The organism is Halobacteriovorax sp. XZX-3 (genome assembly GCF_043196495.1).
In the GTDB taxonomy this organism is placed as follows: Bacteria; Bdellovibrionota; Bacteriovoracia; order Bacteriovoracales; family Bacteriovoracaceae; genus Halobacteriovorax_A.
Map to the genome: position 1 here is coordinate 462692 of NZ_JBEBMO010000001.1, position 24444 is coordinate 487135.

A 24444-nucleotide genomic window follows, 5' to 3' on the forward strand; every position below is an offset into this window, starting at 1 on the left:
TTAGTTTCTTAAACTCTCTAGTTGTTCTCTCACTGCACTAAACGAAACAACCTTGTCCGCAAAGTATTCAGCAATCTTTTCTTTCTCTTCATTATTAGCTTCAAGTTGTCCCAATATATTCATTAGGTGCATTTTCATGTGTCCTTTTTGAATACCACTTGTCACTAAACTCTTTAGAGCTGCAAAGTTTTGAGCAAGTCCTACACTTGCTGTAATCATCATTAGCTCATTTGCACTTGGACGCTCTAATATATCAAGAGACATCTTCGCTAGAGGATGTAGCTTTGTTAATCCACCAACAGTTCCCAATGCTAATGGAATTTCAATTTCAAATAAGAACTTATCCCCTTCAACCTTACAATTAGTTAATGAGCGATACTGTCCATCTCTTGCAGCATATGTGTGCCCACAGGCTTCAACTGCTCTAAAATCATTTCCTGTCGCAATAACAACTCCGTCAATACCATTGAAGATACCTTTGTTATGAGTTGTTGCACGATGCGGATCGATATGAGCGATGCGAACTGCACGTGAAAATTTTTGTACAAAAGTCTTTGCATCCATTCCAAGACTCTTTTCATTTAAGTCTTCAATTGGACACTCTACCCATGCACGGGCCTTACAATTAGGCGTATAATTAGAAAGGATACACATAATAACTTGTACATGCTCTCCTAGCTTTTCTTCTAAATATTTACCAACAGCTTCTAAAACAGAATTAATGAAGTTTGCCCCCATTGCATCACAAGTTTCAAATGCCATTTTGATTTGGTAGTAATTCTCTTCTTTATCAGTTAGATCAACTAATTCAATCGAGCGAATTCCACCACCTCTCTTATCCATATTAATTGTTAATGGAGTCAGAGAGTTTAAAATATCGATTTTTCCGTTTTCAAAGAACTCTTTAAGTTGCGCCTTCTCACCTTCGTAAACAAAGTGCACTTGTCCTATCTTTTCACTTCCAATAATTTCGGCCTTGAAACCACCACGAGAACTCCAAAATTTTGCAGCTTTTGAAAGAGCAGCAACAACAGAGCTTTCCTCAATAACCATTGGAACGTTATAAACTTTTTGATTTAATACAAAATTTGGAACCACACCATATGGTAGGTAGAAATTTGAGATGGTATTCTCAGAGAATTCATCAAAAGTATTTTGTAATTTTTGATCCTGATGCCAGAAAGAGAGAATTTGTTCCTTTGAACCTGTCTCGAGATTTTTGGAGATAAAATCAACTTTCTGCTCTTTTGTTAGTTTTGAAAAACCTTGAATCAATTTCAATTTTCACTCCTTACACTAAGGTATGAATTAGCAAATGCTAGACCTGCTTTAATTTGTGTAACTTGACGACTTACACTTTCATAGTCAACCATGGCCGTCTTTAAAAATTCACTGGCCATACCAAAAATGGCATTTCCTTTTGAGAGTTTACAAAGGTAGAAACCATCAAGATATGACTTAATTCCACCTGAGATAATAAAGTTCTTACACCTTACTTGCTCTCCTAATTGATCGATAATCTGATTGCTCATTTTTACCATTTCTAGGGCAGTATGGCCAACATGACACAGAGGTTCATGAATAGATAAGTCATTGGAATTTCTAATATATTCAAGTTTAGAAAAATTTGTTCCACCAAAGGCAGCAAATTCTATTGCGGCCAGATCCATTTGCATAAGGGCGGCCAAAGATTTTGGTCCCATTCCCTGTCCAACTTCTTTAACAATGATAGGAAAATCAAACTCTTCTAAACATATTTTTATAATTTCTAACGGCGAGCGCTTGATGATATCGCCTTCCGGCTGGAACCATTCTTGTGCAGGATTAACGTGAATAATTAAACCATTTGCACCAAGAGATGAGACCACATCACTTGCTTTATTAAGTGCACCTTCATCAATCAACTCTTCTAGTTGTGCCACACCAAGATTTGCATAGAAAGGAGAATTTCCACAGTGTTTTGCAATATCAAAATCACTGAAGAACTGACTACGACTGTCTTTTGAAAGAAGCTTTCGACAAGAGCCAAGTCCGATACCAATTCCAAACTCTCCACAAGCACGTGCTAAATTTTCATTAATTTTTGCAGCGATGCCCGTTCCTCCAGTCATAGAAGAAACCCAAATAGGTAGATCTAACTTATGACCTGCAAAGTCTAGACTAAGATCGGGCACTTCTCTATTTCCACTAAAAAGAGGTTCATAGTAAAAGCGCTTATCAGCTAAGATGTGAGCTGTCTGTGCAGCATCTGTTAATTTGATATGCTCAAGCTTACGATCGCTTGTTGCCTGAGCGTCTAAATTGTCTTTTTTCATGTACATACCTAATGATTTAGGCAATTTAGCAGATTTTATTCGAAGCAACAACATTCCATTTATGCTTTGGAAAAATCTATCTGATTTGCTTGGCCTCTAAACAATTACTTTATGATAAGAATGAACTCTTTCTTTAAACCAGAAACTTCTTTGAGTAATTTCGACAACTTACCATATTTTAATTCTTCTTCCTCACCATTAAGTTCCATCCCAACAAAGCCAAGACGCTCACCAAATACTTCAACAGACTCTTCAAGAAGTCTTGTTAAGCGATAGGGAGTATCCATTAGTATCTTAGGCATATCGACTTTTGCTAATTTCTTTAGAAATTCTTTGCGCTCCTCTGGTCTTCGAGGAGGGAAACCAGCAAAGGTGAAATTTGCACAATCAATACCAGATAGCGCTACAGCTAGTGAAATAGAATTACTATGAGGCGTACAAGTGACACGAATACCAAGTTCATGACACCTTTTAACTAGTTTTTGACCTGGGTCACAAAAGGCCGGAAGGCCTCCATCGCTCATTAAATAAGCGTCTTTACCGCTTTGGATCTTTGAGATGAGATCGTTTTCTATCTCAACTTGAGTGTGCTCATTGAAGAGAATAAAGTCTTCAATAATCTCTCGCTCAAGTCCAAATCTTATCCAACGTCTACGACAAGGCTTTAAGTCCTCGATTAGAAAAAGACTTTGCTCACGCTTTTCAATAGCAGACTTTAATAAATTTAAAGCTGTAGTCTCTAGCGGGTTTTGCTCATCAATAGGAGTTGCAATTAAATATAGAGTTCCGTATTTACTTTGTTTGGCCATATCATTTATATATGATCAATTGGTTATAAACTCAAGATCGTGTATATAAATAATATGCAAAAAGCTTCAAAAATTTACGAATTATTTCTCTCTGTTACTCCAGGACTAGAAGTCTTTGCCAAAGAAGAGATAAAAGACTTACTAAGTAGCGAATTCTTCAGTGAAGTTGAGCTTGATTTAGAAGATGGATTAACACTCAAATCCAGCGACTTGTTCGTGCTTCTTACCATTATTAAATTTTTAAAAATTCCAACGAGAGCACTTCTTAGAATTGAAGAATTTAAAGCAAGAGATCTTCCTAAACTTTATAAGAAACTTACTAAAATAAATTGGAATGATTATATACCGACAACTGAGATTGACTTTAAAGTTAGCTCTCATAACTCGCGTTTATTTGATGATCGCAAAATCATTAAGGCCACAAAAGATGCAATAAGTGACTATCAAAAGGCCCAGCCTTTTAAAGCGAAGTACTCACAATTAGAATGGAGTCATCCACCGATAATCTTTTTACGCTTTGAAGAAGATATGTGCCAATTATCAATCGATTGTTCAGGTGAAAGATTAGATAAGAGAGGACATAAAATCCTCAGTGCCAAAGCACCGATGAGAGAATCTCTTGGAGCCGCCTTAATCCGTTTTATCAACGAAAATGAAGACAGTGACTATCCCCTGCTTGATCCAATGGCCGGCTCTGGCACAATTGTCAGTGAATACCTCTTACAAGACGAGCTTAATAATAAGAGAGCTTATAATTTTGAGAACTTTCCAATCTTTAGAAAACTTCCAGCAAAGAAGATAGAGATGGCACCTATTGAAATTGCCAGGAAGGCCTTTGCGAATGATATAAACCAAGACAATATCAAGGCGATCAAAAAGAATCTAGAGCAATATAATCTAGAGGTTACTCATGGCGATTTCTTTAAGATGAAAGAACTTAATCATGACAATATCATTATTGCTTGTAATCTTCCGTACGGAAAAAGAATTAAAACACAAAAAAATATCCACGACTTTGTGAATGACTTTTTCTCAAAAGCACAACAAATTGGCGCCAAAAGCGCCTATGCTGTTATCCCAGAGACATTTATCATTGATAAGAAATTTAAGATTCTAAGATCACAAAGGATCAACAATGGCGGAATCTGGATTCAATTTGTAAGAGCTAGCTTTATTTAATTTTTATAGGCCATTGTCTTAACACTTACACCACTAACGTGCGCAACAAGAATTAAGTCTCCAGTCTTAGCAAACTCTGTTTCTGTTCCATTAGTATGTGTAATTTTATGAACTCTAGTTGTTTTAACTTTTCCATCAGGCGTTGTTAAACGAAGCTCATCTCCTACACTTAGGGCGCGATCCTGCCCACGCATTCCCTTAATAAGAATGGCCATATGAGACTTTTTCACAACATCAACGACTTCACCTAAAAAGCCTTCGTCTTGACGTTGAGTGCGCTTATTTTTTAGCTTCTTAAAAAGTACATCAGACTTATTTACGTGAAAGAAACCACGAGTAGTAGAGTTGCCAAATTGTTCTTTAATTTCTTTTGCTTTATTCTTATCGAAGTCATTTACTAAAGAGATAACATCAGAAAGAAGATTATTATTTTCAAGATGGCGCGTATCCACTCTTAAATCATTAACTCCACACTCTTTCAGTTCATCAATATATTCTAATAGAAATTGATCCTTCGTATTAAACATAAATGTTCCATGTTGATTTTCAACAATTGGAAAACCTTTATGCGGAGATTCTTCACTAGAGCCACTCACTTCAATATAGTCGTCTTCTAGTTTCTCATCTGAATACAAAGGAGAGACAAGATTACGAGGTGTATAGAAAAGTAAAATGCGACCAAATACAAGAAGCTCAGTTTCTACGCCCCAAGATTTAATTTCTGAGCAAAACTCTTTAACCACACCACTTGATAACTCAATTGATAAAACAATCTTTCTTAAACGCTCACCAATTAGTTTCTTCCAAACCTTGATTGAATGTAGGTTATGATGTCCCCCCGTATCGAGAAGAAGATCAATATCAAGTTCTGGATATTCATTTAGACAAAAATTGATTGCTCCAGGATCTCTTAAGCGAATACTTTTAAATTCAAGATCAGCATATTTTCTAAATTGTTCTTTATACATGCTAAAGCGAGATTCAGTCATTAGAATATCCCACTCAAGACAATAAGAGATTCCTTCAGACTTTAAAGAATCGATGGCCTGGGACATCTCTTCAATTGTTAGTTTCCCAACTTGAGAAAACAGACGAGTCGCTAGAATAACTTCACTAATTGTTGCCTTATTAGCGATAATATTAGGAAGATCATTTAAATTATTTAGGTATGTTGTTGTCTTCATTAGCTAACAACCTTTGCACGTACAAGGTTGTTTACCTCAACACCTGCAACATAAGGGATTTTAAAAAGTGCACCAGGACGTGTACGTTCAAAATTCTCCCCCGCAAGATTTGAAATATGATCAACTCTTACATCAACATGAGCATTAGAAAAAGGCATAATCTCAAGAGACTCTCCTAGTTCAAATGCACTTCTAACATCAACGACGATAAATTCGTTATCGACAACTTGAGCAACTTTACCAATTGCCCTGTATGTTTTGTCCTCGTGTTCACGATCGTTATATATTGATGTTTCATCAGCTTCATCAACTAAAGAAGCTTGCGTATAAGCACGGTGAGTAACTTTCGTAAGTTCCTCTTCCCATTTTAAAAGATCATCACTTAAGAAGTTTCCATGCTCTTTGTAATAAGCAAGGGCCCCTGAATAAACCATAGAAATCGTTCCAGCATACATAGGAGACTTCATACGTCCTTCTACTTTTAGCGAATCGATTCCTGCATCAATAAAGTCTTGTAAAAGTCTAATACCTTCAAGATCTTTAGAACTCATGAAATAACTATTAAGCTCTTTTTTACCGTCTTCGATTTTGTATTCAAAGCGACAACTGTGAGCACAACCACCACGATTAGAGTCACGTCCTTGCGTATAATTTGAAATGACACAATTTCCGGAATAGGCCATACACATTGAACCGTGCACGAACATCTCGATTTCAACACCGGCTTCTTCTTTGATCTTCTTGGCATCCGCAATTGAAACTTCACGGCCAAGAACAATCCTAGTTACGCCAAGTTTTTTCCAAAGCTTTGCACTTTCAACGTTTAAACAGCTTGCTTGTGTTGATAAGTGAACCTCGAGATTAGTATTTTCCGCGATATAATTAATAACGCCAGGATCAGAAACGATTACCGCATCAACGCCAACATCATCGAGCTCTTTGATAAAATCAAGTAGGCCGTCAAAATCCTTATCATGGAAGAATGAGTTTAAGACGACGTAGACAAGAGCGCCACGCTCGTGAGCAAACTCAACCCCTTCACGTATCTCATCAATAGTGAAGTTATCGGCCGCTTGGCGAAGTCCATATTTTTGACCACCAAGATAAACGGCATTTGCACCGTAACTAATGGCCACTTTCAATTTTTCTAGGCTACCTGCTGGAGCTAAAAGCTCGGGTACCCATCTGGTGTTTTTTGCATCTTTCATAAGGTCTTCTATGTACCAGAAATTACGTATATAATAAAGTCATAGGGAAATCTTGATTAGTTTTTATGAAAAAAATATTTAACATCATATTTTATTTGGCCTGTGCGTTCATTATCACAATTTTGGGACTTCTAAGTTACCATTATCACGAAGCACCTCTGCGTGAAACGCCAGCACCTTATGTCATGGCCCCTGGAGTCTTTGGCCCAGATGAAGTTGCATCAAATGCAGATGTACTTATTGTTGGCGATGAGATGGGTGTCTCAATAGGTCCATTTATTAACGATATTACGACTCAGCTTTCAAAGAAGCTTGCTCGTCCGTTATCAATTTATAATATTTCCACTAAAGGTGAATCACTTTATCGCACGATTGAGCGAGTTGCTGCTTTAAAAAAAGTTCCAAAAATTCTCATTCTTGCTTCTGGATATTCTGAATTACAAGAAGATATTTATCCGACTAAAAAAGATGCCATAAAAGTAAATAATCAGAATTTTAAATTATTTAGAAATCTGTACATCCAAAGTTTAATAAAATTACACCCTAATCTTTCAAGATTAATATTTTTAAACGAAAATCTTAAGCAGTTAACCTCAGAGATTGAACAAATTGATTTCGAGAACCTTTCACCTGAGAGATTTAGAAGTATTCTAGAAAAAGAGCTACTACTCTATGATATTCGCCTGGAAAAATTCTTCAGAAACTTAAAATCACAGGGAATCAACATCCTGACAATAATCCCTCCAATTAATATGGAAGTTAACGATTTAAAAATTTGTCAGGATACAACAAGTGTTCTATTTGAAGATGCCCTAAGTAAGCTTGAGACATTACTGTCAGAGTCAAAAACAAAAGAGGCCCATGTCCTTGTACAATCACTTGATAAGAATATTTTGGCCAACACAAAGTTTCATCAACTGAAACAAGAATTTTTTGAGAAGCAAGGTGAAATTACAAAGGCATATGATCAGGCATTACAAAAGGTTGCCTTTGCATGTGAAGTAAAGTCATCACATCCTCTTTTTATAAAACAGTTAGAAAAGATAGCGGCCCATCAAAATGTCGACATCGTAGATTTTAACGAAGTTCTTAAGCAAAATTATACAAGAAACCCTTTATTTATTTCTAATAAAGCCCCACAATCTATCTATTACCCTAAGCTTGTAAGTGAATTAGTCATTAAGCTCAAGCAAATTACTCAATTAAAATAAGAGGCCATATGAGAATTGTTCATAATGAAAATACTATCATCATTAAACAAGGAGACTCTTCGGACACAATCTATCTAGTGGAGGAAGGAGAATTACTTGTCTTTGTTGTTGATGGCAATAAGGTAAGTCCAGTTGCAATAGTTGGCCCAGGGGAGATGATTGGAGAGATGGCCTTTTTTGCAGGCACTCACCGCGCAGCTTATGTCATGGCAAAGTCAAAGGTAACCCTTATGGAAATCGATAGTGAAACGATCAAAGAACAACTACCTGATTGGCTATTTAAGATGACAAAGAATGTGGTTGATCGTATTCATCATCTCGATAAAGTTATTGCTAAAAGTGGAATCAAAAGAAAAAAAGCTGACACGATTAAACCACTTAGTATTGAAGAACAAAGAGAGATTCTAACTCTCATAAAATAAATTCAAGAAGGGCGAGTATATGAAAAAATACAATAGCCTATTCTATTCTAAATGCAGTGACATCGATGTTTCAACTTTACTTGAAACTGATATTGAAAAAGGTCTCACACATCAAGAGGCCCAAAAGAGACTACGTCTCTATGGACCAAATGAACTCTCTGTAAAAGTAAGTACATCCAAAATTACAATACTCATTCGCCAATTAAAAAGTATCATCGTTTTATTACTACTAATTGCGGCCCTAATATCTTTCTTTATTGGTCATATTGTAGAAGGCTTCACTGTCGTTGCAGTCTTAATTATCAATACAGCTTTGGGATTCTTCACAGAACTTAAGGCCATACGCTCAATGGAGGCCTTAAAGAAGATTGGTGTAACGAGATGTGGAGTAATACGAGAAGCACAATCGTTACATCTTAATACGAAAGAGTTGGTACCAGGTGATATTGTCTTGTTTGAAGCAGGAGATATTCTGGGAGCAGACCTTAGAATAGTTCAAGCAAATAACTTAAATGTAAATGAGTCTCTTTTAACGGGTGAGTCCGTACCAGTAGATAAAATAAGCGAAGCTCTCCAAGACGACATGATTATTGCCGAGAGAAAAAATATTCTCTTTAAAGGAACCTCCATAACAAGAGGATCAGGTCGCGGTATTGTTATAGCTACGGCAATGGATACTGAAGTTGGTATAATTGCAAAAGAAGTAGAAAAAGATAGAAAAGATAATGATGAGACCACCCCACTTGAGAAACGACTAAATAAACTAGCAGGTCAAATTGTTTGGTTCTCATTAGTCATTGCCGCCGTCATTGCAATTAGTGGTATTACAGCAGGAAAGCCGCCTATTCTGATGCTTGAGACGGCCATAGCACTTGCCATCGCAACAATACCTGAAGGACTTCCTATTGTTGCAACTCTTGCCCTGGCAAAAGGTATGTGGAGAATGGCAAATAACAATGCTCTTATTAACAAGCTTGCTGCTGTTGAAACACTAGGTGCTACCTCAATTATCTTCACCGATAAAACCGGAACTCTAACTGAAAATAAAATGACTGTGCAGCTCTATAAGTCTCAAAACAAGAGCTATGATATGAACGAAGTGGAAAATCAATTCATTGATGATGAATTAAAACGACTTCTCCAAATTGGAGTTCTTTGTAACAACTCAGAAATTAATCGCAAGCAGAAGGGCCATAATATTGGAGACCCAATGGAGATCGCTCTACTTGAAGTAGCGGCCAAGTTTAAAATTAAAAGAGCTGAAATGATCCAGCAGATGCCTGAACTAAAAGAGGTCCCCTTTGATAGCTCAACTCTTATGATGGCCACATATCATCAAGTGGCCAATTCAATACTCGTGGCAGTTAAGGGTGCCCCTGAAGCAGTTTTAAAGGCGTGTACGTCTATTCGAAATATTGATGGAGTAATTGAGTTTAATGAAGAATTAAAAAAAGAATGGAATCAAGAAAATCATAAGCTTGCCAGTGAAGGTCTTCGAATCTTAGCACTTGCGACAAAGGATGTTGAGAATATAGATAACTTTCCCTACGATCAACTCACCTTCTTAGGACTTGTTGCTTTACTTGACCCAGCACGCTCGGATGTTAAAGATGCTATCGAAAAATCGAAACAGGCCGGAATTAGAACAATTATGGTTACTGGAGATCAAGAAGGTACGGCCCTAAAAATTGCAAAGGATATTGGCCTAATTGAAAGTGATAATTTCTTTTCAATTAATGGAAAAATTTTGGGGCAAAGAAAAGATTGGAACAAAGAAATCGAAGAGAAGATAAATCGTGGACAGGTTTTTAGTCGAGTTGGGCCATTACAAAAACTTGATCTCATTAAACACTTTCAAGAAAAGAATGCTGTTGTTGCTATGACGGGTGATGGTGTTAATGATGCCGCGGCCTTAAATCATGCTGATATTGGAATTGCAATGGGAAAAAGAGGAACTCAAATTGCAAAAGAGGCTTCAGATATGATCCTACAAGACGATCAGTTTAATACAATTATCTTGGCCATCAAGCAAGGACGTATCATCTATAGTAATATTCAGCGTTTTGTTGTGTATCTACTCTCATGTAATATAAGTGAAATTCTTATTGTATCAATTGCATCACTTATGAATATGCCATTACCTCTACTACCACTACAGATTCTCTTTTTAAATCTAGTAACAGATGTTTTCCCGGCCCTTGCCTTGGGAATGGGAGAAGGAGATCAAAATTATCTAAAAGCAGCTCCAAGGCCAAGAGACGAACAAATTATAACAAAGAGAAAATGGGCCCTAATATCACTATACGGATTCATTTTAACAACGAGTGTCCTTACAGGATTCTTCTATACCCTATCAACAACTCAAGATAGTCAAAGCGCCTTATCAGTCTCCTTTCTAAGCCTAGGTCTTGGTCAAGTCTTTCATGTATTCAACATGAGACTTGAGAGTTCAAATATATTAATTAATGAAATAACGAAGAATATTCACGTATGGGGAGCTGTACTTCTTTGTATCATACTATTGTTAGCTACAATTTATATTCCAGGATTAAGAAGTATCTTGAACTTAAAAGTGATTGGTTCAAAAGAATGGACTATTGTCGCTTACTCTTCTTTAGCGCCACTTATAATTATTCAATTATTAGCGAAATTAAAATTGGGGATAAGGATTTAGGATATAAGGTGCCCGCAAGATCTCAAGCAGGCACCTTAATATAATTAAACTAGACCTAGTTCTTTTACAGTATTTCTTTCAGCGCGAAGCTCTTCAAGAGTTGCATTAAACTTTTCTTGTCCAAATGCATTGTGCTCTTGTCCTTCAACAACTTTAAGCTCACCGTTTTCAACACGACATGGGAATGAGAAGATTAGCCCTTCATCAACACCGTATTGTCCCTTAGATGCAAGACACATAGAGAATGTCTCACCTGCAGGAGTATCGTGAGTTAAAGCGTAAACACCGTTTACACAAGCATTTGCAGCAGAAGCAGCAGAAGATGCTCCACGTGCTTTAATGATAGCTGCACCTCTTTTTTGTACAGTTTCAATAAACTCACCTTTTAGGTAATCTTCATCAGTGATAACTTCAGCCGCTGACTTTCCACCAATTTTAGCATTGTAGAAATCTGGATATTGAGTTGCTGAGTGGTTACCCCAAATTGTCATATTTGTAACTTCTGTTACATCAACACCTGCTTTTTGAGCCAGTTGAGTCTTAGCTCTCTTCTCATCAAGAGTCGTCATTGCAAAGAAACGAGACTTATCAAGTCCTGAAGCTTCCATTGCGATGTAACAATTTGTGTTACATGGGTTACCAACTACGAATAATTTTGAATCTGGCGCAGAGTGAGCGGCCATGGCCTTACCAAGTGGACCAAAAATTCCACCGTTCACCTTTAGAAGGTCAGCTCTTTCCATTCCGTCTTTTCTTGGAACGGCACCGATAGCAAGAATCCAGTTTGCATCTTTAAATGCAACTTCCATTTTATCTGTGCAAACAATATTTTTTAATAATGGAAATGCACAGTCATCAAGTTCCATTTTTACACCTTCAAGTGCACCTAGAGCTTGTGGAAGTTCAAGAAGTTGTAATTCTACTTCTGTTTCTGGACCAAACATTTGACCAGAAGCAATTCTAAAAAGAATCGCGTAACCAATTTGTCCCGCTGCACCTGTAACTGCAACTTTAACTCTTTTAGTCATATAATTTCCCCTTTTTAAAAAATTAGAGAGTTGTTCAATTGAAATTGGCCAATTTTATCATAGGTGTTAGACAAGTTGTAGCTTTACTTAGCAATATTAGGGGCTATAATTAAAATTAAATCTAAAAGTTAATAATCTAAGGAATCATAATGGAGCAAGGCAACAAGAACGCCTCAAATTCATCATCAGCATCTTCAGACAAGCCGCAAAATCGTGGGAACAGAAGTCGCTCGAATAATCGCAGACGTCGTAAGCGTCCAGCAAATGCAAGTGCAGCGAATCCTAATAAAGCTCAACAGCCTCAACAAGGGGCAAACAAGAGTGCTCAATCGGGACAAGCAACAAATAAAAAGCCGTCTAATAAATCTTCTAACCGAAATCGTAGACGTCGTGGACCAAGCAAGAATCGTCGACCGAATCCACAACATTTAAGTGGCGAAGACTTTGTCATTGTAAAATACTTCAATTTACTTGAGCAGCACATTATGGCCAGACGCAAGTACTTTGATAACTTTGAGCGCGTTGGTGAGAAGCAAAGAGAAAAGCTTGAGCGCAATTTTATTGAAACACAAAAGACTTTCTTGGCCTTTAAAGAAAGACTTAAAGAAGAAGATCTAAAAGTATTTGAAGAAAAATTTGAATCGTTAAAAATGGATCTAACTTACTCTTCAAATCACGAACTTCCAGTTGGTGAAGTTGAGCCAGAGGTTACAGAAGAAGAAATTGAAGATCCACACTATCTTCAAACTCAAGTTGAAGCAAATTATGCAGATGATACTGAAGAGTCTGTTGGTTCACTTGAAGATTACAAGGCATATAAAGGTTTATAATTAAATTTACTACCATTTGAGGAAGGACTCTGTCGGCTTCGGCTCCTGCCTCTCGCCGACATACTGTTCATCCTGAACATAAAAAAAGGGAGCTTTCGCTCCCTCTTTTTTTATCAATATTTTCTAACTAACAACCTTCGAAAAGGTAATCAGATTAGTAAACGAAGTTTGAAGTCGTCGTTGCTTCAGCACCAGTTGTTGCACCAACAACACCTGATCCATCCTTTAGATAATTATCTAAAGTTTCTTCGTGATCTTTAATGATAGCGTCTTTTAATTCAGCTTCATTAATGTCTAAGATTTCACAAACTCTACGTAACATCTTTAGTGGGATGTTGCAAAGAGCACGTTCAACGTTAGAAATGAATTGACCATTCTTGTAACCAAGAAGGTGTGATAATTCTGATTGAGAATATCCTTTTGGATGTGCTGTTCTCTTTTCTTTAATTAGTTTCGCGATGTGACTAAAACTTCTCATGTATTTCTCCTAAGTATTATATTCAAGCACTTACGATTCGTATCTTAATATATTCTAAAGCAATAAAATATTTTTGTAAACATATTAACAGATTTGTAAGAAAACTTTTTACAATTTTCTCGTAATTTTATTGTCGATAGCCGATATTGTTCAACATCATCGATTTAGCCAGCTTAACTGTCTGAAATCACATTGCCGTTATAATACGTCGCTTCAATCAAATCCACGTATAAGGCCCTATCTTTGTTAGGCCTCTTAATCAATTTCTTAAGTTTTTCCTCAGTCGTTAAGCTCGCGCTCATTTTTTTGTCACCAAGGCTCACAAAATGTAGCTTTTTCCCAACTTCGAAATTCCCACTTTCTTGTTCTAATTTAAGGGAATTTGCTCCAGCAAGCGTCGCGCGGTAGAGACCTTGAGTGTAGGAAGTATCGCGGTGGCCTCTTTTATGGTTTTGCATAACAAATGAATTGATTACATCAAGCATCGAAAGGAAAGGTCCACCACCAATATCACTGGCAAGCGCCCAGTGAACGTTGTAACGATTTGCTCTCTTATAATCAAAAAGTCCCGAACCTAGCCCTAGCTCCTTTATTGGAGCATTGCTTGTTGGGCAATGTGCAATCATCGTTTTCTTTTCACCTAAAAGTTTTAACTCTTTTGGAGAAAGATAAATACCATGCCCCATGATTGTCTTAGGAGTTAGAAGTCCAACTTTGTCGTAGATTTCAGTATAAGTTTTTACTTTTTCAAATCCCTTAATGTCCTTATAGATACTAAGTACAAAGTCGATTTCATTTTGTGTTTCACTTAAGTGAGTTTGAATAAAAGAGCGATGTTTCTTAGCAGTTTTACCACCTGCGGCCATTGTTACAGGATCTGTTGTAATGGCAAATCGAGGTGTCACTGCATATTTATCTTTGTATTCTTTTGCAAGAGCTTCAGTTTGTGCAATTGTCTCCTCTACGCCCATTGTTAGGTACTCTGGCGAGTTCATCGTCATTTGAACATTACCTAGAATATAATCACCCTTAAAATTTTTAAGTGCTTCTGAGACAGAGTGTGAATGAATTGAGCCATAACATGCTCCACCAATCGTTCCGTTATTAGCAATCTTTGAAGTAAATTCTTTTGCTTTTTTACGTGCAAAAGCTAGCTTCTTAAAATTTGCTTCATAAGGCCAAGTGTAATTTTCAAGCCAGTTAAGAAGATTGGCCTTTGGCATTTCACAAACGGCATCTTGTACCCAGTGAAAGTGCGTATCATAAAGACCAGGGATAATATATTGGCCACTCTTGTCGATCACTTCAACATTCTTCTTACGCGCTAAATAGTCCGTAAGCTCTTTCTTAGGCATACGATCGATGATTTTGTAATCACCTTTTGTCGTGCGCTTTGCAACAATTGCATAATCTTCTAAAAATTCACATTTTTTATCATTTATAGGATTAAAAAAATGAGCGATAATTACTTTATAAGTAATATTATTTGATGACATGAAATCTCCTTTAATAAGCAGGTCAACATATATGAAGAAGCATATCATTACAAGTTTTGTAGTACTCTTTACTCTATTTTTAACGTCATTCGGCGCAGTTGCAGCGGATAGCTTTAACCAAGCCAAAGAAGTTAATATCAATAAAATCGTTGCGGTTAATATTGAAGAGGCCATCACTCCGGCCACTTTAAATTACCTTCAAAAAGCCTTTCAAAGTATTGAAGGCGAAAGAGAAAGCGCGATCTTAATTAAGATAAACACTCCCGGCGGATTAGTTAGTGTTACTAAAGAGATCATGCACCTAATTGCAAATAGCGAAAACCTAGTGATTGGATGGGTGGGGCCTAGTTCAGCATCAGCAACAAGTGCTGGAGCAATTATTGCAAGTAGCATCCCAGTACTCTACATGGCCGATGGAACGCGAATTGGTGCAGCAACTCCAATTTCAGGGACATCAGATATTAAAGAAGGCGATATGAAAAATAAAATCGTCAATGATCTAGTAGCTCTCGTAAAGTCTCAGGCTTCCGCAACTGGAAAAAATGAAGAAGTATTCACAAAGATGATTACTGAGGCCAAGAGCTATACTGAAACAGAAGCACTAAAAGAAAATGTCCACAACGGTATTGTTGATACAATTCAAGGTGTAGGCGGTCTTATCAGCACAATTAACAACAAAACTTTTCTTTCACATCATAAACCTTTTAAGGTTGTGATTGCTGATAACTATGTTCTTACGACAATGGAGAAAACACTTGGGCAAAAACTTTTAAGCTTCTTCGCTTCGCCAGATATGGCCTATATTCTTTTTCTCATTGGAGCGGCACTCATCTACGTAGAGTTCCAAGCTCCAGGTGGATTTATTGCAGGAAGTGTAGGGGCCGTGGCCATACTGATAGCAGGAATATCATTTAATATTCTTTCATTAAATACTGGCGCGTTTCTACTTATTATTGCGGCCTTTGTTCTCTTTATCTTAGAAATATATATTACAAGCTTTGGCCTTCTGACCTTGGCCGGGATAGCCAGTTTGATCTTTGGCTCCATGTTCTTATTTCAAACAGAGGAATCATATCTACAAATTTCATCAACTGTACTCTTCTCAAGTATTGGTGCGATTCTTGCCTTCATTGGTGTTATTGCCTATGTCTTTTATAAGTCCAGAAAAAGAATTTTCTCTGAACCAGAAGATCCGTACACAGGAGTTGAGATTACAGTAACAGATATTGATGGTGATAAATTCTTTTCACGCTACAATGGAGAATTGTGGCAACTTACGGCCACTGGCGATATGTCAAAGCTAAAAGTTGGTGATAAGGTAGAGGTCATAAAAAAAGACAACCTAAAGTTACAAGTAAAAATATAGAGGTATAAAATGAGTCAAAGAAAATCTTTTCGCCAATTAATGAGTTTAATCTTTTCAATGTGTCAGAATGAGCTACCAACTAAGAGCGATATTGACTGGGTAAGAAGAGAGATTAAAAAATTCTTGTGGCTTAAATAATTGAAATAAAAGAAGAAAAAACTAAGGGGACGTTGAGGGACGATTGATTTTTGACAAGGAAGAGAGAGAGTTTATTAAAAATCTCCCCTTAGTTTTCTTAATATAATATTAAACTCTCAGTTTTTTTTAGAGTCAGTTAAATGTAAAGTTTTTGTCAATTCAACGGAGGATATATGATTAATTTTGCGCCTTACTTACCATTTATAATTCTACTATTAATTTTATTGTTCAACACTGTTAAGGTTCTAAAAGAATACGAACGTGGTGTCATCTTCTTTCTAGGACGCTTCACAGCTGTTAGAGGGCCAGGTTTAATACTGCTAATTCCAGGTCTTGAGAAAATGCATAAAGTAGACTTAAGAACTGTCACAATGGATATTCCATCACAAGACATTATCTCAAAAGATAACGTTACACTTAAAGTTAATGGTGTTGTTTACTTTAGAGTTGAAGATCCAGAAAAGTCAGTTGTTGCAGTTGAGAACTATCTACTTGCAACAGGACAAATTGCTCAAACAACTCTACGTTCTGTTATTGGTCAATTTGAGCTAGATGAAATTCTATCTATGCGTGAGCAAATCAATGCACGTCTACAGTCTATTTTAGATGAGCATACAGAGCCATGGGGAATTAAAGTATCAACAGTTGAAGTCAAAGCAATTGACCTTCCAATTGAGATGCAAAGAGCGATGGCAAAGCAAGCAGAAGCGGAAAGAGATAAGAGAGCAAAAGTTATTTCAGCTCAAGGTGAATTTGATGCAGCATTAAAACTAGCAGAAGCTGCAAAGGTACTTAATGAATCACCAAATGCGATTACTCTTCGTTATCTAGATACAATGAAAGAAATTTCAAGCGGAGATGGTAAGTCGACAACTTTCTTCCCGCTACCTGTGGATTTTTTAACAAATATAATGGGTAAAGGTAACTAACAAATTAAGAACAAAGTCATTTATGATTTCAAAATATTTTAATTTAATTCCATTTGCTGAAAATGATCTTGATCTCGAAGCTTCTGCTGAGATCAAGGTCATTGACGGCCATGTTAACTTTCACTTCACACTAAAGGGAGACCTCTCTCCTATTTACATTCACCGTGACAATGGAAAGATGAACCGAGTTATCGGCCTTTGGACACAGACTTGTTTTGAATTCTTTATTCTCAATAAGACAGATGGTGAATATTTTGAATTTAACTTTGGGAGTGATTCAAGTTGGAATTGCTTTATCTTCAATTCATATCGCTCAGAACTTACCGAGTATAATGACATTGAACTTGATAATATTGTCATCAAATCAGAGGATGAACTCTTTACACTAAATTGTCGCTTTGAACTTAAGAAGCTTGGTCACAACTTTGAAGATCTTTCTAATCTAAGAGTATCTCCCACATGTGTATTGACGGCCGAAGGTGACAACACTTATTACTACTCAAATAAGCACCCAGATACTTCACCAAACTTTCACCACCCTGATAGTTTTGAGGATTTGATCTCTTAGTACTCGCTTAAATCGTCTTTTTCTTCTTTAACTTCGATATTCTTTAGAATGTAATCGAGCTTAGCATCGTCATCTTTGAAGTCGACTTCGCCAGATATTTGATAATCAGCAAGATCCCTCTCTTGCTTCTTTCTCTCTTTCTTCGTCTCTATTTCAATTTTTGCCTTGAGATCATCTTTTAAAACTTCATCACGATTTGAAAATGTTTTTCCAAACTTCTTCTTAGCAAAATCATAAAGACTAAATAGTTGAGCTGTTTTGTAATTACCTTTTTCAAGATAATAGATCATTTCACGATAGAAAGCTTCATTTTCAAGCTCATGTGACCAGGCACTATAAAGTAGTGCCATCCCCTTGTATTCAAACCTCTTCTCATACTTAAGCTTTCTAAACTCATTATACATCGCTAGAGAACTCTCCTCATCACGAGAAAGACTAAGCTTTAAATTCTTAACAAGTTTATCAAGGACAACATTATGATCTGGATGATTCTTATTATAGCGAATTGTTTGATGGTACAGACGTCCCTTTTCATAGAAGTAGTTTTTTAGAATACCAGAATTCTTTGGGCCATCGAAAAATTGCATTATATGGAAAGGACCATTTTGCACAATCTTCTTTGCATCTTTTGAAAAAATTTGATTACGAATCTTATAGATATAAAGAAAATAACCAAGCTTTGGAAGTGAGTAATTCGAAAGAAGATACTTAATATTTTTATAACTATATAGATTTAATTTTTTTATTTTAATATTAAGGTTTAAAACATCTAGCCAAACAGCTTGATTTGAAGAAGATTTGATAAATTGAGTAACTACCGGAAGATTAAAAATTGGGTCCATCGGTATAGCGGCCTTAAATTTTTCAATTTCAAAATCATAAACACTCAACACACGTCTATTCTTGTGATCAACAATATCAAAATACGGTAAAGCACTTAACTTATCGACATTTGGACGTGGAAATAGCTTAAAGCTTACATCATCAAAAGGAATATCAAATTGAAAGTTTTGAAAGTGTATCGGTTTCCAAAATAAAGTCGCACCTCGAGATTTTTCATAGGGAGATAGTCCACGATAGAGCCACTCATATCGATTAGTGGCAATAAAGTAGTCCGATTGAATCCCTTCATCTTGGAAGGTATAATAAAATCGGTACGGCATCGTAATGACAAGATAAACACTTGATAATACGAGTACTAGAATGGTCATTAGGAAGATAAGCTTCTTCATTATGAGATTTATCGGTTAATTGACCATTAAACTACATGAAAAAATTAATATTTTTTCAAAATTACCGATAAGTTAGGTGATTAATTCGGAGAATTGAATGAAAAAACTAATTTTTATCACAGCAATCATGGCCCTTACTTCTTGTGTAGCACCAAGAGAGACACGCTCAATCTATGATACGAATAGCTCTGGTTCAGGCTCTAGTGTTGGATCAGGAGGAGGCTCTTCAGTCATTGATATTGATGATTCAGGAAGTTCAACTTCAAATGGTTCAAATGCAAATATTCCAAGTGCAATTGCTCACTGTAGCTGGTCTCTTGATGGTCAGACAGGATTTGCAAATACTTCAAATAGTCACCTTGGACCAAATACAATTTGTCAGTCTCGCACTAACGAAACTCAAATCTATGTCCAACTAAAAAACCCTGATACAAATTCTAGAGTTTGTGTCATACCAACTTCAGAGGCCTCAGGAAATTCAATTTATCTTGGTTCTGCCCAATGTAAGTACATTAATAGCTCTGGGACAATTTCATTATTTAACTTAACTAAGAATCGTGATTACGGACGCTATCAACAATTTAGAATCAACGGTGTAATGGTCATGAAGGAGAAAAGCTATGAATTCCCTTCTCCATTTAATCGTGAGCTAATCTCTTACGATGCCTACTTCATGTGTTCAATCAATGTTGATCTATACAACGATAGAACATATTGTGACGCCTTTAAATCTAAGGGCGAATATTTCTACAAATCATTCTAAAAAAAATAATTTAATTAATGGGCAAGCTTATTTCCATCAACGAGCTTGCCTGTTTTATATGAATTCGACAAATCCCCATCAATCGTTGGAAATGAAATAATTGGAACAATCAAGCTTTGCTCTTCTTTTTCTATTTTTGTACAAAGTGCAATATAGAAGAAGCTAACACCACTTTTTTCGAAGGCCTTAAAGTATGCAAAGGCCTCTTCATCATCTTCGTCTTTGAAAACGTAAAGCTCATCGTAAGACTCAATTGTAGGCTTTAAATAGTCCATATAAAGAGTGAAATCTTCAAATGGTATATCGAACTCTTTTCGATGAATCATCATCTCAGCGAGTAATTTAGACTTTTTAAGTTCAATATGCTCAAAATCTTCTGAGTCTAAAATTGAATTACTCTCTATTTCACGGTGGTAATCTTCAAGTGATTCAACCTCTTCTCCAACTTGAAAGTCTTGCACAAAATAATCATTGGCAGTTGCCGTTAATGCCAACACGAATGAAGGCGTATGATCAAAAACAAAGCAAATGGCCATTAAATGGATATCTTCACCTTTATGATTAACTTTAGAAATAAAAGTAAAAATTTCTTCTTTAAGATCATTTTCTAAGCGCCATATCTCATCAGGTTTATGTAGCACACGATCAACAAAAGCAGGATTTTCAAGGGCCTCTAAAGCAGGCTCATCAACGATATTAAGATCTTTTCTCTTCTTTTCAATCTTACCTGTGAAGTAGTCAATTAGCGGTGAATAAAATTTTTCTATACATGCTTCACTACAAAAACTTAGATTAGAACCATCTTCAACAAAGAGTAAATCTTCGATAGATGGAACAACTTTTTTACAATTCTTGCAGTAGTAAATATTATCTGAAATTAACAATGAAGTATCCTATTTTTAAATTGATAAATTAAGCCCAGCAAATAGCGTATTCCCGTACAATACAGGAAGATCCCAAAGTTTAGTCGTTTCATTTAAAACAGAAGTATCTGGACGACTCACCTGAAAACCTGCTCCCATATTTAAACGAACAGAACGTGACATACGAAGAAACATTTGAGGCATTAAGTATGAATATTTTAAGTCAGAATTTAGAGAATTAGCAGTAAAGAAATCACTTGAAGAGACCTTTACTTCCCCATAAGTCAAAAGGAATTGAATTTCATGTGAAACCATAATTCCAAGGTTGGCCTTAATATGTGAGATGTCACCAACGGCCATTTCTTCGTCATTATCAAGAGTGTCTGCAAAAACTCTTTCATAATCAACACCAAGCGCAACGGCACCAAAGCGTTTTTCTGTAGAAACTCCTAAAAGACGATCATTTCTTTGTGTTGAAAATTCACTATCACCTTTAAATCTCATCCCTAGGTATGTATCGATAATGAGCTTATTATAATCATTACCAATTTCAAGCCAATTGAAGCCAAGCTTAACACCTGAATTGGCCTGTTCAAATTCAGAAGTTTCTAAAGACTGAGCTCCCCTAGCAGATAAGTCGATAAAGATGCCGTGAGCAAATCCCATCTTTAAATTAAAATTTACAAAATTTATATTTTCATCAGTAATGAATGATTTATTTGCAACATAGCCTAGTGAGAAATCATAATACTCTGGTAAAAAGGCCCAAAAATCAGAGCTAGAGCTAGATGTTTGTGCACGAGAAACACTTCTTTCACTTCTAGCAGGAGCACTAGGTCTTGTTGTCACAGGATTATAAGAGCCACCATTACTAGATGATGACTTTGGTGAATAGTCCACCAATGCGAGAGCAGAAAAGTTGAATAAAATTGCCAGGGTTGCAGCTGTTAAGATATTCATCAAAAACATTCCTTGTTCATTGAAAATTTAACGCCTTCTTAGCGTCTACTTAATTGTATCTTTATATTTTCTTAATTTCAATGCGTGCATAACCTACCGCAAGCATCAAGTACTTTAAAAATAACAGTAACTTGCCCGAGCGCGTTCATAAATTAACCTGAAAATACGTATAGCATCAAAGGAAATGTATGCCGTCTGCCAAATAGTCCCTAAAATTTATAAAATAACTCTAGAGATTTTCACGAAAAATTTCAAAGCGAAATTCAGGAGGAATGAGTTGATCGAGTTAGGATTTTTAAAACGCTATGATTCAATTAAGAGATTAATCGACTTTGGTGCAAATGGATATTTCCCATTATTTGAAGATATTGCAATGGGAAGTGATTTCGAAGAGATTCGAATGACAAAAGCTCAACGCCTTAAAGCAAAGTCCCTGCTTAAGAAAATTTCATCACACAATAACCTAGAAAAACAACGCGTTCTCTTTTCAACATTTGATGAGATTGACCAATACATCGTCGCTCGTGCATTAGTTGAAATGGTAGAAGGAAAGATCTTAGATGCTAACCCACAGCTTCAATAAGCTATTAATCATTGCAACAATCGCTCTAAGCGCTAATGCTGAATACCGAGTCTATCAGTACATGGTCTCTTCACGTCTAAATCCGAGAGGGCCAGCGAGTGTGATCATTACTTCAACACTTGATCCAAATTCATATGTAAAGTACCACGGAGGCAATCGCTCTATTCGCGTCAACCTCCTTAACACTTGGATGTGTAAAGGTCATACTGGTGGCGATCCAGTTTGTGCAGCACCGCTTGCCAAGCTAATGGATGTAACAAATCCAGAAGAAGCACAAGAGCAAGGAAATAACGGCGCACTATGAGAATTGAAGATAGCAACCAATTTAGTAAGCAGAACTTAAAGCTTAAAAATGAGCGCGAACGCCTTATTAAAGATAAAAAACAAGAAATTGAATCAATCCGTAAAAACTATAATCAGATGGCAAGTGATCAAAGAATTATCGGAGAAGAAAAACTAGATTCAGTACGTGATCAAAACCAAGTAGCTATCATCGAATCACTCAATCATAAAGAGGCCAGGCTTAATGAAATAAAAAATAGTCTTGAAAAAACTGGTCAACAATTTGCAAAGCAAGAAAAACATACAAAACTTCAAACAGATGCCAATATTGCTGCCATTAGAGACAACTATCAGCAACAATTAGAATATGTCCATCAAAGAGGTCGTGACGATCTTGAGGATACATCAAATACTGTCAACGAATTGGCCCAAAAGGTTAAGTACGACAATGAAGAGTTCATTATTGACGAGACAGCAAAGGCCAAGAATCTCGCCAATGAAATTTCCGTTAGAAATGATGGCTTTATTCAACGAATTAATAAACAATTCGATCAACGTGTTGATAAATTATCAAAAGAAAATTCGACAACCGTTAAAGACCTTGAAAGAGAGCAACGCAAAGAGATGTCTAAGCTAAAAAGCGATCACCATTTCAAGCTAACTCAAACAGATGTTTTTCAACAAAATGAGCTAAAAAGCCAAAAAGCATTCCACGAGGATACTGTAAAAAGCAGAAAAGATGCCTTCGAAAAAAAGTATGCGGATCTTCAAAAGGAACACCAAGGCAGAATGGGGCGCCTTAAAACAAAAATAGATGAAGAGTTAAATGCTCTTAAGAGTTATTATACAAAGGCCAAGGAAACGATCCAAGAAAAAGGCCAAGATAGCTTTTACAATATTACAAAGCTAGAGCCTAACATTAAAAGTGATCAGAACTTTTACTACTTCTCTATTGAAGTGCCTAAGCACGAAGAAGAAACTATTCATATCAATGCTCAAGAGCGTGGCATTACAGTTACACAGAATAGAAAATTCGATCAGCGTGTTGAAGAAAATGGAAACACTTTCAAGTCAAAACGTTCAGAGAGTTTAGTTAGACAATTTGATGTACCAGAAATTCTCGATGGAACTAAGGTAAGTCGAAATTACGATCTTGAAACTTCGACTCTTACCTATCGTATTGCAAAAAGATAATTCTTATAAAATATCACGATCTCTTTGGTGAAACTCAACCTTATTCACACGAATGAGCGTTTTAATTTCACGCTTAATCGGAGCAACCCAACGAGGGTGAAGCTGAACATTTAAAGTTAGAAGTCTTTCGTCTGATACAGCATCAAGAACTTCTTCACTTACAATTTCAATATCCTCAACTCTTGAGTATAGAATCTCCTTAACATGTCCACGAATTCGACCATTTGAAAGCACTTCAATATAGAAGTTTTGCTTGGCCTTCTCAGACTCAAGCATACGATAAACTGGGTTAATAAGACGCAGAACTGCAAAAAGTGAAATTGTAATCAAACTAGCAATCACAGGATAACCAAATCCAACAGTCATCCCAATAGCAGCAACAACCCATACAGTAGCTGCAGTCGTCATCCCTACAACATTACCACGGCCTTGTATAATGGCCCCTGCACCCAAGAAACCGATACCACTTACAATTTGCGCGGCCATCCGATTGGGATCGGCCACCGTGCCCATATGCTCACTCATGGTCAGAACACTAAGAGATGTATATGTTGCTGCCCCTAGACAGATCAACATATTCGTCTTTATCCCAGCAGATTTCATCTTCTGTTCACGGTCATATCCGATAAAGCCACCTAGAAAGATTGAGCAAACAACTTTGATGCCCATCGAAATATAAACTGGTTGCTCTCCAATGAATTCAATATACATATAACCTCTTGTGGAATAAAA

Annotated in this window: 25 protein-coding genes; 13 read left to right on the forward strand and 12 right to left on the reverse strand. The window is 36.5% G+C overall.

Annotated elements, in window-relative coordinates:
• From ABMA70_RS02115 to ABMA70_RS02125, 3 genes are all read right to left on the reverse strand, one after another.
• On the reverse strand, nucleotides 1-1281 hold the full coding sequence (locus ABMA70_RS02115; RefSeq protein WP_103217329.1) for a hydroxymethylglutaryl-CoA reductase, degradative: 1281 nt from the start codon (nucleotides 1279-1281) through the stop codon (nucleotides 1-3).
• Nucleotides 1278-2315: an isopentenyl-diphosphate delta-isomerase gene (locus ABMA70_RS02120; RefSeq protein WP_392991827.1), complete on the reverse strand. Its 1038-nt coding sequence runs from the start codon at nucleotides 2313-2315 to the stop codon at nucleotides 1278-1280. The genes ABMA70_RS02115 and ABMA70_RS02120 overlap by 4 nt, the downstream gene beginning before the upstream one ends.
• Before the next feature lie 104 nt (nucleotides 2316-2419).
• Entirely contained in the window at nucleotides 2420-3124 is a 705-nt protein-coding gene (locus ABMA70_RS02125; RefSeq protein WP_392991825.1) for an SAM-dependent methyltransferase, read from the reverse strand.
• 54 nt (nucleotides 3125-3178) lie between these two features.
• On the opposite strand from ABMA70_RS02125, the gene ABMA70_RS02130 reads away from it, so the two are divergent.
• Nucleotides 3179-4303, forward strand: a complete 1125-nt coding sequence (locus tag ABMA70_RS02130; RefSeq protein WP_392991823.1) for a THUMP domain-containing protein — start codon at nucleotides 3179-3181, stop codon at nucleotides 4301-4303.
• Here the strand turns inward: ABMA70_RS02130 and ABMA70_RS02135 are convergent.
• Nucleotides 4300-5487, reverse strand: a complete 1188-nt coding sequence (locus ABMA70_RS02135; RefSeq protein ID WP_392991822.1) for a peptidase U32 family protein — start codon at nucleotides 5485-5487, stop codon at nucleotides 4300-4302. The two genes, ABMA70_RS02130 and ABMA70_RS02135, sit on opposite strands and share 4 nt — an antisense overlap.
• Nucleotides 5487-6695: a U32 family peptidase gene (locus tag ABMA70_RS02140; RefSeq protein ID WP_103217334.1), complete on the reverse strand. Its 1209-nt coding sequence runs from the start codon at nucleotides 6693-6695 to the stop codon at nucleotides 5487-5489. The genes ABMA70_RS02135 and ABMA70_RS02140 overlap by 1 nt, the downstream gene beginning before the upstream one ends.
• A 65-nt stretch (nucleotides 6696-6760) precedes the next feature.
• On the opposite strand from ABMA70_RS02140, the gene ABMA70_RS02145 reads away from it, so the two are divergent.
• Genes ABMA70_RS02145 through ABMA70_RS02155 form a run of 3 tightly spaced genes read left to right on the forward strand, consistent with a single transcriptional unit; the run spans nucleotide 6761 to nucleotide 11002 of the window.
• On the forward strand, nucleotides 6761-7906 hold the full coding sequence (locus ABMA70_RS02145; protein WP_392991819.1) for a hypothetical protein: 1146 nt from the start codon (nucleotides 6761-6763) through the stop codon (nucleotides 7904-7906).
• 8 nt (nucleotides 7907-7914) lie between these two features.
• Nucleotides 7915-8328: a cyclic nucleotide-binding domain-containing protein gene (locus ABMA70_RS02150; protein ID WP_392991817.1), complete on the forward strand. Its 414-nt coding sequence runs from the start codon at nucleotides 7915-7917 to the stop codon at nucleotides 8326-8328.
• A 19-nt stretch (nucleotides 8329-8347) separates the two neighbouring features.
• On the forward strand, nucleotides 8348-11002 hold the full coding sequence (locus ABMA70_RS02155) for a cation-translocating P-type ATPase (RefSeq protein ID WP_392991816.1): 2655 nt from the start codon (nucleotides 8348-8350) through the stop codon (nucleotides 11000-11002).
• A gap of 44 nt (nucleotides 11003-11046) precedes the next feature.
• Here the strand turns inward: ABMA70_RS02155 and ABMA70_RS02160 are convergent, their stop codons facing one another.
• A complete protein-coding gene (locus ABMA70_RS02160; RefSeq protein ID WP_103217338.1) occupies nucleotides 11047-12030 on the reverse strand; it encodes a malate dehydrogenase in 984 nt (327 codons plus the stop codon).
• Between the two features lie 149 nt (nucleotides 12031-12179).
• On the opposite strand from ABMA70_RS02160, the gene ABMA70_RS02165 reads away from it, so the two are divergent.
• Nucleotides 12180-12860, forward strand: coding sequence for a hypothetical protein (locus ABMA70_RS02165; RefSeq protein WP_392991814.1), 681 nt, complete (start codon nucleotides 12180-12182; stop codon nucleotides 12858-12860).
• Nucleotides 12861-13014: 154 nt separating this feature from the next.
• Here ABMA70_RS02165 and ABMA70_RS02170 read toward each other — a convergent pair whose 3' ends face one another.
• Nucleotides 13015-13338 (reverse strand): helix-turn-helix domain-containing protein, encoded by a 324-nt coding sequence (locus tag ABMA70_RS02170; RefSeq protein WP_103217340.1) that lies wholly within the window; start codon nucleotides 13336-13338, stop codon nucleotides 13015-13017.
• Between the two features lie 173 nt (nucleotides 13339-13511).
• Complete coding sequence (locus tag ABMA70_RS02175) at nucleotides 13512-14834, reverse strand: amidohydrolase family protein (RefSeq protein WP_158246824.1); 1323 nt, start codon at nucleotides 14832-14834, stop codon at nucleotides 13512-13514.
• A gap of 31 nt (nucleotides 14835-14865) precedes the next feature.
• On the opposite strand from ABMA70_RS02175, the gene ABMA70_RS02180 reads away from it, so the two are divergent.
• The 4 genes from ABMA70_RS02180 to ABMA70_RS02195 all read left to right on the forward strand — a co-directional run bounded on the left by ABMA70_RS02180 (nucleotide 14866) and on the right by ABMA70_RS02195 (nucleotide 17835).
• Complete coding sequence (locus tag ABMA70_RS02180; RefSeq protein WP_158246825.1) at nucleotides 14866-16200, forward strand: nodulation protein NfeD; 1335 nt, start codon at nucleotides 14866-14868, stop codon at nucleotides 16198-16200.
• A 9-nt stretch (nucleotides 16201-16209) separates the two neighbouring features.
• Entirely contained in the window at nucleotides 16210-16338 is a 129-nt protein-coding gene (locus ABMA70_RS02185) for a hypothetical protein (protein ID WP_255407610.1), read from the forward strand.
• Between the two features lie 173 nt (nucleotides 16339-16511).
• Nucleotides 16512-17267 (forward strand): slipin family protein, encoded by a 756-nt coding sequence (locus ABMA70_RS02190; protein WP_103217343.1) that lies wholly within the window; start codon nucleotides 16512-16514, stop codon nucleotides 17265-17267.
• A 22-nt stretch (nucleotides 17268-17289) separates the two neighbouring features.
• Nucleotides 17290-17835 (forward strand): hypothetical protein, encoded by a 546-nt coding sequence (locus tag ABMA70_RS02195; RefSeq protein WP_103217344.1) that lies wholly within the window; start codon nucleotides 17290-17292, stop codon nucleotides 17833-17835.
• Here ABMA70_RS02195 and ABMA70_RS02200 read toward each other — a convergent pair.
• Nucleotides 17832-19067: a hypothetical protein gene (locus ABMA70_RS02200; protein ID WP_392991810.1), complete on the reverse strand. Its 1236-nt coding sequence runs from the start codon at nucleotides 19065-19067 to the stop codon at nucleotides 17832-17834. The genes ABMA70_RS02195 and ABMA70_RS02200 overlap by 4 nt on opposite strands.
• 97 nt (nucleotides 19068-19164) lie before the next feature.
• Here ABMA70_RS02200 and ABMA70_RS02205 point away from each other — a divergent pair, with 97 nt between their 5' ends.
• Nucleotides 19165-19830 (forward strand): hypothetical protein, encoded by a 666-nt coding sequence (locus tag ABMA70_RS02205; RefSeq protein WP_103217346.1) that lies wholly within the window; start codon nucleotides 19165-19167, stop codon nucleotides 19828-19830.
• Between the two features lie 14 nt (nucleotides 19831-19844).
• Here ABMA70_RS02205 and ABMA70_RS02210 read toward each other — a convergent pair whose 3' ends face one another.
• The gene (locus ABMA70_RS02210) at nucleotides 19845-20714 is read right to left on the reverse strand and encodes a hypothetical protein (protein WP_392991808.1); all 870 of its coding nucleotides are present in this window, start codon (nucleotides 20712-20714) and stop codon (nucleotides 19845-19847) included.
• Between the two features lie 15 nt (nucleotides 20715-20729).
• On the reverse strand, nucleotides 20730-21653 hold the full coding sequence (locus ABMA70_RS02215) for a hypothetical protein (protein ID WP_392991806.1): 924 nt from the start codon (nucleotides 21651-21653) through the stop codon (nucleotides 20730-20732).
• Nucleotides 21654-21930: 277 nt separating this feature from the next.
• Here ABMA70_RS02215 and ABMA70_RS02220 point away from each other — a divergent pair, with 277 nt between their 5' ends.
• The 3 genes from ABMA70_RS02220 to ABMA70_RS02230 are packed head-to-tail and all read left to right on the forward strand — an operon-like array spanning nucleotide 21931 to nucleotide 23712.
• Entirely contained in the window at nucleotides 21931-22236 is a 306-nt protein-coding gene (locus ABMA70_RS02220) for a hypothetical protein (RefSeq protein WP_103217349.1), read from the forward strand.
• A complete protein-coding gene (locus tag ABMA70_RS02225; RefSeq protein ID WP_392991804.1) occupies nucleotides 22214-22540 on the forward strand; it encodes a hypothetical protein in 327 nt (108 codons plus the stop codon). Before ABMA70_RS02220 ends, ABMA70_RS02225 begins: the two co-directional genes overlap by 23 nt.
• Nucleotides 22537-23712, forward strand: a complete 1176-nt coding sequence (locus ABMA70_RS02230) for a hypothetical protein (protein ID WP_392991802.1) — start codon at nucleotides 22537-22539, stop codon at nucleotides 23710-23712. The genes ABMA70_RS02225 and ABMA70_RS02230 overlap by 4 nt, the downstream gene beginning before the upstream one ends.
• Nucleotides 23713-23715: 3 nt before the next feature.
• Here the strand turns inward: ABMA70_RS02230 and ABMA70_RS02235 are convergent, their stop codons facing one another.
• A complete protein-coding gene (locus tag ABMA70_RS02235; protein WP_103217352.1) occupies nucleotides 23716-24423 on the reverse strand; it encodes an MgtC/SapB family protein in 708 nt (235 codons plus the stop codon).
• Nucleotides 24424-24444 lie beyond the last annotated feature (21 nt).

Excerpts from the sequence above, each read along its gene's own strand:
- ABMA70_RS02225 (WP_392991804.1), top strand. The coding sequence starts at position 22,214 with ATGCTAACCCACAGCTTCAATAAGCTATTAATCATTGCAACAATCGCT.
- ABMA70_RS02165 (WP_392991814.1), top strand. The coding sequence starts at position 12,180 with ATGGAGCAAGGCAACAAGAACGCCTCAAATTCATCATCAGCATCTTCA.
- ABMA70_RS02185 (WP_255407610.1), top strand. The coding sequence starts at position 16,210 with ATGAGTCAAAGAAAATCTTTTCGCCAATTAATGAGTTTAATCTTTTCA.
- ABMA70_RS02175 (WP_158246824.1), bottom strand. The coding sequence starts at position 14,834 with ATGTCATCAAATAATATTACTTATAAAGTAATTATCGCTCATTTTTTT.
- ABMA70_RS02180 (WP_158246825.1), top strand. The coding sequence starts at position 14,866 with ATGAAGAAGCATATCATTACAAGTTTTGTAGTACTCTTTACTCTATTT.
- ABMA70_RS02215 (WP_392991806.1), bottom strand. The coding sequence starts at position 21,653 with ATGAATATCTTAACAGCTGCAACCCTGGCAATTTTATTCAACTTTTCT.
- ABMA70_RS02155 (WP_392991816.1), top strand. The coding sequence starts at position 8,348 with ATGAAAAAATACAATAGCCTATTCTATTCTAAATGCAGTGACATCGAT.
- ABMA70_RS02205 (WP_103217346.1), top strand. The coding sequence starts at position 19,165 with ATGAAAAAACTAATTTTTATCACAGCAATCATGGCCCTTACTTCTTGT.
- ABMA70_RS02195 (WP_103217344.1), top strand. The coding sequence starts at position 17,290 with ATGATTTCAAAATATTTTAATTTAATTCCATTTGCTGAAAATGATCTT.
- ABMA70_RS02200 (WP_392991810.1), bottom strand. The coding sequence starts at position 19,067 with ATGAAGAAGCTTATCTTCCTAATGACCATTCTAGTACTCGTATTATCA.
- ABMA70_RS02145 (WP_392991819.1), top strand. The coding sequence starts at position 6,761 with ATGAAAAAAATATTTAACATCATATTTTATTTGGCCTGTGCGTTCATT.
- ABMA70_RS02125 (WP_392991825.1), bottom strand. The coding sequence starts at position 3,124 with ATGGCCAAACAAAGTAAATACGGAACTCTATATTTAATTGCAACTCCT.
- ABMA70_RS02135 (WP_392991822.1), bottom strand. The coding sequence starts at position 5,487 with ATGAAGACAACAACATACCTAAATAATTTAAATGATCTTCCTAATATT.
- ABMA70_RS02190 (WP_103217343.1), top strand. The coding sequence starts at position 16,512 with ATGATTAATTTTGCGCCTTACTTACCATTTATAATTCTACTATTAATT.
- ABMA70_RS02130 (WP_392991823.1), top strand. The coding sequence starts at position 3,179 with ATGCAAAAAGCTTCAAAAATTTACGAATTATTTCTCTCTGTTACTCCA.
- ABMA70_RS02150 (WP_392991817.1), top strand. The coding sequence starts at position 7,915 with ATGAGAATTGTTCATAATGAAAATACTATCATCATTAAACAAGGAGAC.
- ABMA70_RS02235 (WP_103217352.1), bottom strand. The coding sequence starts at position 24,423 with ATGTATATTGAATTCATTGGAGAGCAACCAGTTTATATTTCGATGGGC.
- ABMA70_RS02230 (WP_392991802.1), top strand. The coding sequence starts at position 22,537 with ATGAGAATTGAAGATAGCAACCAATTTAGTAAGCAGAACTTAAAGCTT.
- ABMA70_RS02160 (WP_103217338.1), bottom strand. The coding sequence starts at position 12,030 with ATGACTAAAAGAGTTAAAGTTGCAGTTACAGGTGCAGCGGGACAAATT.
- ABMA70_RS02170 (WP_103217340.1), bottom strand. The coding sequence starts at position 13,338 with ATGAGAAGTTTTAGTCACATCGCGAAACTAATTAAAGAAAAGAGAACA.
- ABMA70_RS02120 (WP_392991827.1), bottom strand. The coding sequence starts at position 2,315 with ATGAAAAAAGACAATTTAGACGCTCAGGCAACAAGCGATCGTAAGCTT.
- ABMA70_RS02140 (WP_103217334.1), bottom strand. The coding sequence starts at position 6,695 with ATGAAAGATGCAAAAAACACCAGATGGGTACCCGAGCTTTTAGCTCCA.